Source organism: Agrobacterium sp. K11, assembly GCF_059429395.1.
Window position 1 is genome coordinate 250,506 of the sequence record NZ_JCAHRB010000002.1, and the last position, 13,828, is coordinate 264,333.

General features: G+C 58.8%; 15 protein-coding genes. 8 read left to right on the forward strand and 7 right to left on the reverse strand.

Going from position 1 to position 13,828, the window contains the following annotated elements; genetic code table 11:
* Window positions 1-120: 120 nt before the first annotated feature.
* Genes AC5SEO_RS02820 through AC5SEO_RS02840 form a run of 5 tightly spaced genes read left to right on the forward strand, consistent with a single transcriptional unit; the run spans window position 121 to window position 5,032 of the window.
* Window positions 121-1,023, forward strand: a complete 903-nt coding sequence (locus tag AC5SEO_RS02820; RefSeq protein ID WP_003510951.1) for a carbohydrate ABC transporter permease — start codon at window positions 121-123, stop codon at window positions 1,021-1,023.
* On the forward strand, window positions 1,016-1,957 hold the full coding sequence (locus tag AC5SEO_RS02825) for a carbohydrate ABC transporter permease (RefSeq protein WP_003510950.1): 942 nt from the start codon (window positions 1,016-1,018) through the stop codon (window positions 1,955-1,957). Before AC5SEO_RS02820 ends, AC5SEO_RS02825 begins: the two co-directional genes overlap by 8 nt.
* A 5-nt stretch (window positions 1,958-1,962) precedes the next feature.
* The gene (locus AC5SEO_RS02830) at window positions 1,963-3,051 is read left to right on the forward strand and encodes an ABC transporter ATP-binding protein (protein ID WP_003510949.1); all 1,089 of its coding nucleotides are present in this window, start codon (window positions 1,963-1,965) and stop codon (window positions 3,049-3,051) included.
* Between the two features lie 60 nt (window positions 3,052-3,111).
* Window positions 3,112-3,876, forward strand: a complete 765-nt coding sequence (locus tag AC5SEO_RS02835) for a sugar phosphate isomerase/epimerase family protein (protein ID WP_013761597.1) — start codon at window positions 3,112-3,114, stop codon at window positions 3,874-3,876.
* A 22-nt stretch (window positions 3,877-3,898) separates the two neighbouring features.
* Window positions 3,899-5,032, forward strand: a complete 1,134-nt coding sequence (locus AC5SEO_RS02840) for a Gfo/Idh/MocA family protein (RefSeq protein ID WP_003510945.1) — start codon at window positions 3,899-3,901, stop codon at window positions 5,030-5,032.
* A 250-nt stretch (window positions 5,033-5,282) separates the two neighbouring features.
* Here the strand turns inward: AC5SEO_RS02840 and AC5SEO_RS02845 are convergent, their stop codons facing one another.
* Window positions 5,283-5,420 (reverse strand): hypothetical protein, encoded by a 138-nt coding sequence (locus tag AC5SEO_RS02845; protein WP_013761595.1) that lies wholly within the window; start codon window positions 5,418-5,420, stop codon window positions 5,283-5,285.
* Window positions 5,421-5,645: 225 nt separating this feature from the next.
* Between AC5SEO_RS02845 and queC the strand changes: the two genes are divergently transcribed.
* The 3 genes from queC to queE are packed head-to-tail and all read left to right on the forward strand — an operon-like array spanning window position 5,646 to window position 7,464.
* A complete protein-coding gene (gene queC, locus AC5SEO_RS02850; RefSeq protein WP_035199463.1) occupies window positions 5,646-6,356 on the forward strand; it encodes a 7-cyano-7-deazaguanine synthase QueC in 711 nt (236 codons plus the stop codon).
* Window positions 6,356-6,712, forward strand: a complete 357-nt coding sequence (queD, locus tag AC5SEO_RS02855; protein WP_003510937.1) for a 6-carboxytetrahydropterin synthase QueD — start codon at window positions 6,356-6,358, stop codon at window positions 6,710-6,712. Before queC ends, queD begins: the two co-directional genes overlap by 1 nt.
* The gene (gene queE / locus AC5SEO_RS02860) at window positions 6,709-7,464 is read left to right on the forward strand and encodes a 7-carboxy-7-deazaguanine synthase QueE (RefSeq protein WP_174068828.1); all 756 of its coding nucleotides are present in this window, start codon (window positions 6,709-6,711) and stop codon (window positions 7,462-7,464) included. The genes queD and queE overlap by 4 nt, the downstream gene beginning before the upstream one ends.
* Window positions 7,465-7,566: 102 nt before the next feature.
* Here queE and AC5SEO_RS02865 read toward each other — a convergent pair whose 3' ends face one another.
* The 6 genes from AC5SEO_RS02865 to AC5SEO_RS02890 all read right to left on the reverse strand — a co-directional run bounded on the left by AC5SEO_RS02865 (window position 7,567) and on the right by AC5SEO_RS02890 (window position 13,638).
* The gene (locus AC5SEO_RS02865; RefSeq protein WP_003510934.1) at window positions 7,567-8,616 is read right to left on the reverse strand and encodes a Gfo/Idh/MocA family protein; all 1,050 of its coding nucleotides are present in this window, start codon (window positions 8,614-8,616) and stop codon (window positions 7,567-7,569) included.
* Between the two features lie 6 nt (window positions 8,617-8,622).
* A complete protein-coding gene (locus AC5SEO_RS02870) occupies window positions 8,623-9,408 on the reverse strand; it encodes a ThuA domain-containing protein (RefSeq protein ID WP_003510932.1) in 786 nt (261 codons plus the stop codon).
* A gap of 56 nt (window positions 9,409-9,464) precedes the next feature.
* Window positions 9,465-10,493, reverse strand: coding sequence for an ABC transporter ATP-binding protein (locus AC5SEO_RS02875; protein ID WP_013761592.1), 1,029 nt, complete (start codon window positions 10,491-10,493; stop codon window positions 9,465-9,467).
* Window positions 10,494-10,503: 10 nt separating this feature from the next.
* Complete coding sequence (locus AC5SEO_RS02880; protein WP_003510927.1) at window positions 10,504-11,337, reverse strand: carbohydrate ABC transporter permease; 834 nt, start codon at window positions 11,335-11,337, stop codon at window positions 10,504-10,506.
* Complete coding sequence (locus tag AC5SEO_RS02885) at window positions 11,334-12,308, reverse strand: carbohydrate ABC transporter permease (protein ID WP_013761591.1); 975 nt, start codon at window positions 12,306-12,308, stop codon at window positions 11,334-11,336. Before AC5SEO_RS02885 ends, AC5SEO_RS02880 begins: the two co-directional genes overlap by 4 nt.
* A gap of 64 nt (window positions 12,309-12,372) precedes the next feature.
* Window positions 12,373-13,638 (reverse strand): ABC transporter substrate-binding protein, encoded by a 1,266-nt coding sequence (locus AC5SEO_RS02890; protein WP_495363717.1) that lies wholly within the window; start codon window positions 13,636-13,638, stop codon window positions 12,373-12,375.
* Between the last annotated feature and the right edge of the window lie 190 nt (window positions 13,639-13,828).

Consider the following 13,828-nt stretch of genomic DNA (forward strand, 5'->3'; position numbering starts at 1 on the left):
GTGGCATCCATCCGCCGCAAGCTCCCTGCGGGATGCGTAAACGCGCAAGCCCGGAGGATTGGGGCAAGGTCTTTGAGACCTTGCCTGGCTATCAACGGCAACGTTACAGGAGGGTCATCCATGGCGGGTCTAGCGCGCTCCGGCCGCCCCAACCAGCTTTTCCGCAATCTCAATTCGAAGATTGCTTCCATTCCCATGATATTGACCGCCGTCGTGATTTTTCTCGGCGGAACGGTCTGGACGGTGATTTATTCATTCACCAATTCCAAGCTTCTGCCACGTGCAAGCTTCATCGGTTTCGACCAGTATGAGCGGTTGTGGGCCGCGCCGCGCTGGATCATTTCCATCCAGAATCTGGCGATCTACGGCATTCTGTCGCTGATCTTCAGTCTGGTGATCGGCTTCGTGCTGGCGGCGCTGATGGATCAGAAGATCCGTTTCGAGAACACCTTCCGCACCATCTTCCTTTATCCCTTTGCTCTGTCGTTCATCGTAACCGGCCTTGTCTGGCAATGGCTGTTGAACCCGGAATTCGGCATTCAGTCCGTGGTCCGCTCGATGGGGTGGGAAAGCTTCACCTTCGATCCGCTTTATAATTCCGAGATCGTTATCTACGGCATCCTGATCGCTGCGCTCTGGCAGGGCACGGGGCTCGTCATGTGCCTGATGCTGGCCGGTCTTCGCGGCATAGACGAGGATATCTGGAAGGCGACGCGCGTCGACGGCATTCCGATGTGGAAGACCTATATCCTCATCATCATTCCCATGATGCGGCCGGTCTTCATCACCACGCTCGTCATTATCGCGAGCGGCATCGTCAAGGTGTACGATCTGGTGGTGGCGCAGACCAGTGGCGGACCGGGCATCGCATCCGAAGTGCCGGCGAAATATGTCTATGACTACATGTTCCAGGCGCAGAACCTGGGGCAGGGCTTTGCCGCCTCCACCATGATGCTTCTGACCGTCGCCATTATCGTCATTCCATGGGCGTACCTCGAATTCGGAGGCAAGAAACGTGGCTAATATCAGCACATTGAACACGGTCGCCGCCGCAACTGATGCGGTTGCCACGGACCTTTCCGGTCCCCGCGGCAAGAAGCCGAAAAAAACGTTTTCCCGCCGCAACATCATTCTCTATGGCACGCTGTTTGTCGCTGCCGCCTATTATCTGCTGCCGCTTTACGTGATGGTCGTCACCTCTCTGAAGGGCATGCCGGAAATACGGCTCGGCAACATTTTCGCGCCACCGGTGGAAATCACCTTCGAACCCTGGGTGAAAGCCTGGGCGAATGCCTGCACCGGGCTGAACTGCGACGGGCTTTCACGCGGCTTCTGGAACTCGGTACGCATCCTCATACCGTCGGTCGTGATCTCGATCATCGTGGCTTCCGTCAGCGGTTACGCCATCGCGAACTGGAAGTTCAAGGGGTCGGAACTGTTCTTCTCGATCCTCATCATAGGTGCCTTCATCCCCTATCAGGTGATGATCTACCCGATCGTCATCGTGCTGCGCGAATTGGGCATTTATGGCACGCTGACCGGCCTCGTGATCGTGCACACGATTTTCGGCATGCCGATCCTGACGCTGCTCTTCCGCAACTATTTTGCGTCGCTGCCGGAGGAATTGTTCAAGGCGGCACGTATTGATGGCGCCAATTTCTGGCAGATCTATTTTCGCATCATGCTGCCCATGTCGCTGCCGATCTTCGTCGTGGCGATGATCCTGCAGGTCACCGGCATCTGGAACGACTTCCTGTTCGGTGTCGTGTTCACGCGGCCGGAATATTACCCGATGACGGTGCAGCTCAATAATATCGTCAACTCCGTGCAGGGCGTGAAGGAATACAACGTCAACATGGCTGCAACCCTTCTCACCGGTGCCGTGCCGTTGATCGTTTATTTCGTCTCCGGCAGGCTTTTCGTCCGTGGCATCGCCGCAGGCGCAGTAAAAGGTTGAGTTATATGAACAAAAGCGTTTCCATTCGCGATCTTTCCCTGTCCTTCGGTGCCGTTACCGTCCTGAAAGACCTCAATCTCGATATTTACGACGGCGAGTTCCTCGTGCTGCTCGGCTCTTCCGGCTGCGGCAAGTCGACACTTCTCAATTGCATTGCGGGCCTTCTGGAGCCAACTGACGGGCAAATCTTCATCAAGGACCGCAACGTTACCTGGGAGGAGCCGAAGGATCGTGGCATCGGCATGGTGTTCCAGTCCTATGCGCTTTATCCGCAGATGACGGTGGAGAAGAACCTCTCCTTCGGCCTTCAGGTCGCCAAGGTTCCGAAAGAGGAAATCGACCGGCGCGTCAAAAGGGCGGCGGGCATATTGCAGATCGAACCACTCCTGAAGCGCAAGCCCGCCGAGCTTTCCGGCGGCCAGCGCCAGCGCGTGGCGATCGGCCGGGCGCTGGTGCGCGATGTGGATGTGTTCCTGTTCGATGAACCGCTTTCCAACCTCGATGCCAAGCTGCGCTCGGAACTGCGCGTCGAGATCAAACGGCTGCACCAGGCGCTGAAAAACACCATGATCTACGTGACACACGATCAGATCGAGGCGCTGACACTGGCTGATCGTATCGCCATCATGAAAAGCGGCGTCATCCAGCAGCTTGCCGATCCCGTCACCATCTACAACAAGCCAAGGAACCTCTTCGTCGCGGGCTTCATCGGTTCGCCCTCGATGAATTTCCTGCGTGGCGAATTGATCGAGAAGGACGGCAAGGTGGTCTTCACCACCAACGGCGTCACCTTCTCACTGGATGGTTATCAGCCGGAGGCGCCGCTTGTCGCCGGTCGTGCCGTGGTTCTCGGTGTGCGTCCCGAACATGTGCGCGTCGATGCCGACATCGTCAGCGGCGAGGTGCATGAGGCGATCGTTGACATCGAGGAGCCGATGGGCGCCGACAATCTGATCTGGCTCAAACATGCCGGTCATACCCTGTCCGTGCGCGTTGGCGGCCACAGGCGGTTTGCGCCGGGCACCCGGGTTCGCCTCGGCCTAGACCTCACCATGGCCTCGCTGTTCGACGCACAGAGCGAAGAGCGGCTTTAGGAAGGGCCCCGTTTTACCCCCAACACCATCCCAAGCACCCACATCTCTATGGAGGAGATAATGACAGAACTCGGTTTCCAGCTTTACAGCGCCCGCAATTTCCAGCCGTTTTCCAATATTTTGAAGAAGCTTTCGGCGGCTGGTTACAAACAGGTCGAAGGTTACGGCGCCATGTACGCCTCGCTTGATGACGCTGGGTTGAACAGCCTGCGCTCCGAACTCGATGCCAATGGTCTTGCCATGCCGACCGGCCATTTCGGCCTCGACCTTCTCGAGGGTGATCCGAAAAAGGCTCTGAACATCGCCAAGGTTCTGGGCGTGGAAGCGATTTATTGCCCGTACCTGATGCCCGACCAGCGCCCGGCGGACGCGGCTGGTTGGTTCGCCTTCGGCAAGCGCCTGCAGGAAGCGGGTAAACCATTCGTGGATGCCGGGCTGACCTTCGGCTGGCACAACCACGATTTCGAGTTCAAGGTGCTCCCGGACGGCTCCACCCCGCAGGAGCAGATTTTTGCCGGCGGACCGGACCTGAAATGGGAAGCGGATATTGCCTGGATTATCAGAGGCAATGCCGATCCGCTCGCCTGGATCGAAAGCTACGGCAAGCGCATCACCGCCGTGCACGTGAAGGACATCGCACCATCAGGCGAAAATACGGATGAGGACGGCTGGGCGGATGTCGGCCACGGCACGGTGGACTGGAAGGCCCTTGTGGCAGCACTGAGGGCAAAATCCGCCACGAAACATTTCGTGGTCGAACACGACAATCCCAAGGATATCGATCGGCTGATCACGCGCTCCATCGCATCCTTCAAAACCTATTGAGCATCAATCCGGAGTTTTCATCATGCAAAGGGAACTGGGCGTCGGCATCATCGGGTGCGGCAACATCTCGTCTGCTTACTTTTCGCTGGCACCGCTCTTCAAAGGCATCAAGGTGCTGGCCTGCGCCGACCTTAACCGCAATGCGGCGGAACTGAGGGCAGAAGAATTTGGTGTCACGGCGCAGTCGATCGAGGAACTCCTCGCCAACAAGGACATCGACGTGGTGGTGAACCTCACCATTCCCGCCGCGCATTTTCCCGTGTCGAAAGCGGCACTCGAGGCGGGTAAACACGTCTATTCGGAAAAGCCGCTGGTGCTTTCGCTGGAGGAAGGCGAGGAGTTGCGGCGCATCGCCCGCGAGAAGAACCTTTCCGTTGGCTGCGCGCCTGATACTTTCCTTGGCGGCGCGCATCAGCTTGCCCGGCAATATATCGACGAGGGCAAGGTCGGGCGCATCACCTCCGGCACCTGCCATGTGATGAGCCCCGGCATGGAGATGTGGCACCCCAATCCGGGCTTCTTCTTCCTGAAGGGGGGCGGGCCGATCCTCGATCTTGGCCCCTATTATGTGGCGAACCTCATCAACCTCATCGGCCCGGTCAAGCGCGTTGGCGCACTGACATCAATGGCCAACCCCACCCGAACGGTGACCAGCCAGCCGCTGAACGGCGAGATCATCCCGGTAGAAACGCCAACCAACATCCATGCGCTTCTGGAATTCGTGAACGGAGCAACGATCACACTTTCGGCCAGTTGGGATGTGTGGTCGCATCGCCACGCCAATATGGAACTTTACGGTACGGAAGGATCGATCTACGTGCCGGACCCCAACTTCTTCGGCGGTGTGGTGGAGGCGAGCGGACGCGACAAAAATATCCAGCCGCTGGAAGACTGGGCGCATCCCTTCGGCATTGCCAACCAGGAAAGCCCGAATGGCCCGCGCGCCAACTATCGCACGGCAGGCCTGGCCGATATGGCGATTGCTATCCTTGAAGGCCGCGATGCCCGCTGCTCGCTGGATCGCTCCCTGCACGGTATCGACGTGATGACCTCCATCCTCAAATCCGGGGAAGAAGGCCGCTTCATCGAGATGACCACAACCTGCACGCAGCCGGCAGCACTCGGCATCGAGGAGGCGCAGGCGCTGCTGCGCTGAGCCCGGTTTATCGAAAAAAAAGAGCCCGGCGCACTGCCGTTTTGCCGGGCTCCTTCCGCTCCGCCGCATCATGGCGGGCTTCGTGTCTCAAAAGCCAATGAAAAAACCAAGCCAGCGTGCGACGGTCGTGACCATCCAGATCAGGAAAACGAACGGGGCGATCCCTATCGTGGCGACGAGCGTCGCGGAGGCCACGAAAAGTAAGACTGCAAGATTGCGCCTGAGCCCTGGGCGTCTGTTGCCGAGTGCCTTATCCATGACGCACGGTAGCCATCAGCCCACGAATGGTAAGGGTGACATAAAGCGTGCCTGCCAACGCCATCAAAATGCCAGAGCCGATGGAGCTGAGATCGCTTAGCGAAAAGAGGAACATAGAATCGGCCGCCATCGGCAACATCCTTCAAGAACTGCAACGTTCAATCCGTTCTAGATCAAGCCGGTTTCCCGCTTATGTCGCGATTGTTTCGTCTTGTTGCTGCGGCGGGGCAATTTCGTGGATTGCGCGGAATTTCCGCTATTTCCGCAAAGCCCTTCACAATCGCTTCGCTTTGGTTTAAAGCCGCCCCCGTAATCCGGTCGCAGCCCACCCGGTCAAAACAAGGGATCCCAACGTATGAAAACCATCGTCATCTGCTCCGGCGGATTGGACTCCGTTTCGCTTGCGCACAAAATCGCGGCGGAACATGAACTTCTCGCTCTTGTCTCCTTCGATTACGGCCAGCGCCACAAGAAGGAGCTGGATTTCGCAGCCGACTGCGCAAAACGTCTCGGCGTGCCGCATCATGTCATCGACATCACAACCATAGGCGCGCACCTCACCGGTTCCGCGCTGACGGACGATATCGAAGTGCCGGACGGACATTATGCGGAAGAGACCATGCGCTCCACGGTGGTGCCGAACCGCAACGCCATCATGCTGACCATCGCCTTCGGCCTTGCCGCCGCCCAGCAGGCGGATGCGGTGGCGATCGCCGTGCATGGCGGCGACCATTTCATCTATCCCGATTGCCGGCCGGGCTTCATCGACAGCTTTAATGCCATGCAGGCGCATGCGCTGGAAGGCTACGCAGACGTTACCTTGTTTGCGCCCTATGTCACCGTCTCCAAAGCGGCGATTGTGACTGACGCGGTGAAATACGGCACCCCATTTGGCGAAACCTGGTCCTGTTACAAGGGCGGCTCTCGCCATTGTGGCCGTTGCGGCACCTGCGTGGAGCGGCGCGAGGCCTTCCATCTGGCAGGTGTTACCGATCCTACGGACTATGAGGACCCGGATTTCTGGGTGGCGGCCACCCATGCTTATGCGGCACAGGAGGTGCGTTGATGTTTCGCATCACCAAGGAGTTCCATTTCTCCGCCTCTCACCAGCTGAAAAGCCTGCCCGCCGACCATCAGTGCGCCCGCCTGCACGGGCATAATTACATCGTTGAGGTCGAACTATCAGGCGAGGAGCTGAACGAGCACGGTTTCGTGCGTGATTACCACGAACTCGCGCCGCTGAAGCGCTACATCGACGATCATTTCGATCATCGCCACCTGAACGACGTTCTCGGCCATGACCGGGTGACAGCAGAATGTCTGGCGAAGCACTTTTACGATTGGTGCAAGACGAGCCTGCCGGAAACCAGCGCCGTGCGAGTGAGCGAAACCGCCAAGACCTGGGCGGAATACCGGCCATGACGGCGGCTGCACAGAAAGTTGCAGCGAAGGAAACAGCGATCCGCATCAGCGAAATCTTCGGCCCGACCATTCAGGGCGAGGGTTTGCTGATTGGTCTGCCTACCGTTTTCGTTCGCACTGGCGGCTGCGATTACCGCTGCTCCTGGTGCGATACGCTGCATGCCGTCGACAGCGAGTATCGCGACACATGGAAACCGATGTCCGTCGAGGCGATCTGGCAGGAGGTGCGACGGCTTTCCGGCGGTGTGCCGCTGACGGTGTCGCTTTCGGGCGGCAATCCCGCCATCCAGCCCCTTGGGCAACTAATCGCGAAGGGGCAGGGCGAGGGCTATAGGTTCGCGCTGGAAACGCAGGGCAGCATCGCAAAAGACTGGTTTGGCGATCTCGATCATCTGGTGCTGAGCCCGAAGCCACCATCGAGCGGCATGGAAACCGACTGGCAGGCCTTTGAAGACTGTCTTGCCGCCGCCGGCGATGGACCGCAGGTGGCGCTGAAGATCGTGGTGTTTGACGATGCGGACTATGCTTATGCCAAGGCTGCATCGGCCCGTTTCCCGCATTTGCCGATTTACCTCCAGCCCGGCAACCACACCCCGCCGCCGCCTGATGACGACAACGCGCGTGTGGATATCGATGGGATCATGGATCGCATGTTGTGGCTGGTGGACAAGGTCAGCGAAGACCGTTGGTTTTCCGCCCGGGTGCTGCCGCAGCTGCATGTGCTCTTGTGGGGGAATAGGCGAGGCATTTGAGGTAGTACCTCCGTCATACAGCGCTAGATTCGGGGTGACGGGAGATAATAGTACACGCTGCAGTATTGGAAGCGGCGGCTTACGCCGCCGCGCCCTTGCAATTCAAGCCGAGACGGCCAGCTCCCGCCGTTCGCGGTCGGCGATGATCGAGAGATCAAGCACCTTCTGCAAATTCGCCGCGTGGCGGAAGTCCGGATCAGCAATGCCACCTTCCATGACGGCCTTGGCGAATTTTTCGTAATTCGTCGGCACCGGGTCGACATCGATTGTCTTCCAGATCGCCTTTTCCACATCGTCGCCGATGCAGGCCCGCAGGCTGGAATAGTCAGGCGTGTGAATCACCTCCAGCGCACCCTTGTCGCCGTGGATGCGCAGGCGCAGTTCGTTGAGATGGCCCGTTGCCCAGCGGCTGGCGTGAATGACGCCCATGGCGCCGTTTTCTAACTCGGCGGTCATGGTGAAGCTGTCATTGGCGTCGAGATCGTAGGCGCCGATCTTGTTGCCTTCATATTTGTCGAAGGTCTTCAGGCGCGTGAAGATCCGCTCCACATCGCTGCCCGCGCCATAGGAGGCGAAGTCGAGAATGTGGATGCCGACATCACCCAGAACACCGTTTGAGCCGTGCTTGGTGGAAAGCCGCCACAGCCACTTGCTCTCCGTCATCCAGTCGCCCCAGGCCTTGGAAACGAGCCAGCTCTGGAGATAGGAGGCTTCCAGATGGCGCACCTTGCCGATCTTGCCAGCCAGCACCATTTCGCGTGCCGCCTGCAAGGGGGCGACATTGCGATAGGTGAGGTTGACCATGGCAACAAGGCCCGCTTTTTCTGCGGCATCGGCCATTTCGGCGGCCTTGGCGTAGTTTTCCGCCAGCGGCTTTTCGCAGAAAACATGTTTGCCCGCCGCCAGAAGCTTGAGGCTGGTCGGGTGGTGGATGGCATCCGGCGTGACGTTTGCCGCCGCGTCGAACTCGCCCCAGGCAATCGCGTCATCCAGCGAGGTAAAGGAGAGTGGAATGTTGTGGCGAAGCGCAAAGCCCCGCACAACCACATCATCCACATCCACCGCAGCCACCAGTTCGACGCCGGGGATTTGCGAAAAATATGTGGCATGGTTGTTAGCCATGCCGCCGGTTCCGAGAATGAGAAGTCTCATGGCTGTTTACCTGTAACCTGCTTCGCCTGCCTTGTGCAGCTTGGGGCCGCGTTCTTCGATAGGCTCCAGCGCCTTGTCGACGGGAACGTTGGGGGCGTCATGAATGCTTTTCAGCGCGCCGACCGGATTATAGGCCCATTTCACCGAATTGCTGATGACCTTCTGTACATTGGCGTCGTGATAGGTCGGATAAGTCTCGTGACCGGGGCGGAAATAGAAGATGTTGCCTGCGCCACGGCGCCAGGTGAGGCCAGATCGGAAGACTTCGCCGCCCTGGAACCAGGAGATGAACACGGTTTCCAGCGGCTCCGGCACGGAGAACTGCTCGCCATACATCTCTTCGTTTTCCAGCTCGAAATGCTCGGGCAGGCCGGCTGCAATCGGGTGGCGCGGATTGATCGTCCACAGGCGTTCGCGTTCGCCCGCCTCACGCCATTTAAGCGCGCAGGGCGTACCCATCAGTCGCTTGAAAGGCTTGGAGAAGTGGCCGGAATGCAGGACGATGAGGCCCATGCCTTCCCAGACACGCTTGGCAACGCGCTCGACGATCTCATCCTGAACCGCACCGTGGTCCTTGTGGCCCCACCAGACCAGAACGTCGGTCTTGTCCAGACGCTCCTGCGAAAGGCCGTGTTCCGGTTCCTGAAGCGTGGCGGTGGTGGCGCTGATCTCAGGGTTGGTATTCAGCGCATCGGCAATGGTGTTGTGCATACCATCAGGGTAGATCGAACGCACCGTCTCGTTGATGTGTTCGTGGATATTTTCGCCCCATACAACGGTGTTGATGGTCATTTTCTTGCTCCTTGGTGAAAGCCGGAAGCTTGGGTGATCCGGCGAAAGTTAATTGTTCAGGCGGCGCCGCGCACGGGATTGCGCGCAAGGGCCTGGCCCTGCGCGTCGAAGCGGTGGATCTGCGCCGCATCCGGCACGAGAACGATTTTTTCTCCCGGCTTGCGGTCGGTCACGCCTTCCTCACGAACGACGATGGGTTCGCCAGCACCAATCTCGACATAGATGTAGCTGTCCGATCCCAGCATTTCCGAATGGATGATTTCGCCGTTCCAGCCGGTCTCACCGGCACCGATCGCAAGGTGTTCGGGGCGGATGCCGATGGTCGCGGCACCTTCGACTTCCGCATATTTGCCGGCAAGGAAGTTCATCTTCGGCGAGCCGATGAAGCCGGCAACGAAGGTGTTGACCGGGCTTTCGTAAAGCTCGAGCGGCGTGCCGATCTGTTCGACGCGGCCATCGCGCAGAACGCAGATGCGGTCGGCGAGCGTCATGGCTTCCACCTGATCATGGGTGACGTAGATCATCGTCGTGTCATGCATCTCCCGGTGCAGCTTGGCGATTTCGAGACGGGTTGCGACGCGCAGCGCCGCATCGAGGTTGGAGAGCGGTTCGTCGAACAGGAACACCTTCGGATCACGCACGATGGCACGGCCGATGGCGACACGCTGGCGCTGGCCGCCGGAAAGCTGCTTCGGCAGACGTTCCAGATAGGGCGTGAGCTGCAGCATTTCCGCTGCCGCCTCTACACGCTTGCGGCGCTGCTCCTTGTCGGCGCCTGAGAGTTTCATGCCGAAGGCCATGTTTTCGAATACGGTCATATGCGGATAAAGCGCATAGGACTGGAAGACCATGGCGACGCCACGCTTGGCGGGTGGCAGGCGGTTGACGGCTTCTCCGTCAAAGGAGAGCGTGCCGCCAGTGATTTCCTCGAGCCCGCAGATGAGGCGTAGCAGCGTGGACTTGCCGCAACCGGAAGGGCCGACGAAAACCATGAACTCGCCGGAGCGGATGTCCATGTCGATGCCCTTGATGACATCGAAGGCGCCGAAGGATTTGCGAAGATTGCGCAGTTGAATGGTGGTCATAAGTTTTCTCCTAGCCTTTGACGCCGCCGGCGGTGAGGCCGGAAATGATGCGTCGCTGGAAGATAAGAACGAGGACGACGAGCGGGGCGGTGACGATGACGGAGGCCGCCATGATCGTTCCCCAGGGGATTTCAAACTGCGAACCGCCCGAAAGAAGTGCGATGGCGACGGGCACCGTGCGCTGTTCGTTCGATGAGGTGAAGGTGAGCGCGAAGAGGAACTCGTTCCACGCCGCAATGAAGGCGAGGAGCCCTGTGGTGACGAGCGCCGGCCACATCAGCGGCATGAAGACCTGGGTGATGATGACCCATGGCGTTGCGCCATCGACGATTGCCGCTTCCTCGATTTCGATCGGCAGGTCGCGCATGAATGTCGTCAGCACCCAGACAGTGAAGGGCAGAGTGAAGATCATGTAGGAAAAGATCAGCGCGAGCGGCGTGTTGAAGATGCCAGCCCAGCGGATGAGTTCGAACAGGCCGGCGAGAACGGCGATCTGTGGAAACATCGAGACCGAGAGGATGGTGAGCAGAAGCAGCGAGCGGCCCCGGAAACGGACACGGGCCAGGGCATAGGACGCCGTTACCGCAAGGAACAGCGACAGTACGACGACTGAAGATGCAACGAACAGCGAATTGCCGAGATTGCGCAGGAACGTGCCGTTGCCGATGACGAAGTTGTAATTGGTCAGCGAGAATTCACGCGGCCAGTAGTTCACCTGGAACAGCGCTGAGCCGGATTTCAGGCTGGTCAGTATCGCGTAATAGAACGGGAATACCGAAATCACCATGATGACGGCGACCAGCGCATAAAAGGCGGTGGTTTTCAGGATGCTTGGCAGGGTCATCGCGAAGCTCCATCTGTGTTGACGCGCCCGAGCCACATATAAACGACTGTTATCGAGGCGATGATGAGGAACAGCATGGTGGAAGCGGCTGCGCCATAGGCGAACTTGTCGAAATCGAACAGGTTCTCACGCGCCAGCACCGACATCGTGCGGGTCTGGGCGTTATTCGGCGTCAGAATGTAGATGAGGTCAAAGACGCGCATCGCATCCAGCATACGGAAGATGACGGCAACCATGAGCGCTGGCCGGATCATGGGCAGGGTGACGCGGAAGAACACCTTGACGGGGTGGATACCGTCCACCTTCGCCGCCTCATACATGTCCTTCGGCACCATTTGCAGGCCGGCGAGAATGAGCAACGCCATGAAGGGCGTCGTCTTCCAGATATCGACAATGAGAACGGCGACCATTGCGGTGTCCGGATTGGCGGTCCATGCGATCTTGTGGGAGATCAGCCCGAGATTGAGGAACAGGTCGTTCAAGATACCGAACTGGTCGTTCAGCATCCACGCCCACATCTGCGCCGAAACGATGGTGGGAATGGCCCATGGAACGAGGATGGCGGCGCGCACCAGGCCGCGTCCCTTGAATTCCGCGTTCAGCACCAGCGCAACGATAAGGCCGAGAACGGTTTCGAAGCTGACCGAAAGGATGGTGAATTTCAGCGTGTTCAGAACCGCGCCCCACCAGGCGGGATCAGCCAACAGGCCGCGATAGATGGTGCGGCCGCTGCTGAGCGTGATCCAGGTGAGGTAGTTCTTGAAGCCAACGAATTGTGCGCCGTCGAGATTGGTCAGCGACGCGTCGGTGAGGCTGAACCAGACGGTGCGCACCAGCGGCCAGCCGGCCACCAGCGCTAGTACCAGAAACGTGGGGGCAAGGAACAGCCATGCGGATTTCAGGCGTTCCGACTGAAGGTCGGAGCCGGTGCCGGATGCCGCGACCGGTCTTTGAAGGGCGGTATCGTTCATGGGGATATCTCGCAGTTGGGGTGTGGGAAACGCTCAGGCGAGACCGCTTCCCACACGGGCCGGATTACCAGCCGTTGCCTTTGAGATCGGTCAGTTCGACTTCAAGGAGCTCAAGGTTTTCCGCCGCCGTGCCGTTGCCGGAGAGCGTGTTGTGCACGGCACCCCAGAATTTGGCCGAAACCTCGTTGTATTTCACCTTCGCCGAGGCAGAGGGGCGTGGAACGGCGGTCTGGAAAATCGGCTTCCATGTCGGCATGAAAGGCTGTGCGTCCGCGACATCCTTGTCGTCGTAAAGCGAGGCGATCGTGGGCATGTTGGAAAGCTGGATCGCACGCATCTTCTGGGTATCCTTTGATGCGAGGAACTTCACAAGTTGGATGGCAGCTTCTTGATCGTCGGAATATTTCGAAACGGCGAGGTTCCAGCCGCCGAGCGTTGAGGCGGGTGCCGCACCCTCTTCACCGGCCGGCAACGGCGTGACGCCGAATTTGCCCTTGATGGCACTGTCGGCACCGTTTCCAAGCGCATAGGCATAGGGCCAGTTGCGCATGAAGACGGAATTGCCGGTCTGCCAGACGCCACGTGCTTCCTCTTCCTTGTAGGCAAGCACGCCCTGCGGCGCGATGGTGCCGACCCAGCCCTTGGCGGCTTCGATCGCGGCTGCGGCTTTCTCGTTGTTGATGGAGATGTCGCCGTTGGTCTCAACGATATGACCGCCACCGGCTGATGCAATCCATTCCAGCGCGTTGCAGGTCAGACCTTCATAGGCGCTGCCCTGGAAGACGAAGCCCCAGAGGTCCTTCTGCCCGCCTTCGCGTTCCTTGTCCTGAATTTCCTTGGCGGTCTCGTCCAGTTCCTTCCAGGTTTTCGGCGGCTGCTTGCCGTATTTTTCCAGAAGGTCCTTGCGGTAGAACAGAGCGGGTGCATCGGTGAACATCGGCATGGCGACAAGCTTGCCGTCCACGGTCTGTGACGCCACGATGGAGGGGAAATGATCGCCAATGACATCCTTCGTCGCTTCGGTCAGATCCACGAATTGGTCGGAGAGCTGCGGCGCCCAGATCACGTCCGTCTGATAGACGTCGACATCCTTGTTGCCCGCGGCAAGCCATAGCCTGTACTGGCTGAACTGCTCACTGGACGATGACGGCATGGTGACAAGATTGACCTTGTGGCCGGTCTCTTTTTCGAAGGCGGCGATCCGCTCCTTGAAAAATGCAATGTTCTTGCCGGTCGAGTTGGCGGCGATGGAAAGTTCGGCCGCCTGCGCGGAAACTGCCGCAGACAGCACGCTGCCACACAGCAACAAAGTCTTCATGGAAATATTCATTGTCAAACTCCTCCGTTGACGCTTCCAATCATCCTCAAAATTGAAAGCGCTTTTGACTGGTGTGAAGTTCGCAAAAGCCGACAAATCTGTCAATACTCTTTCTTATGGCGTGGAAATTGGGCATCTTCGGGTGTTGCCACGGAGGGTTTGCCTTTCGAAACGGCGAACTGTAAGGTTTCAGGTGGGGATA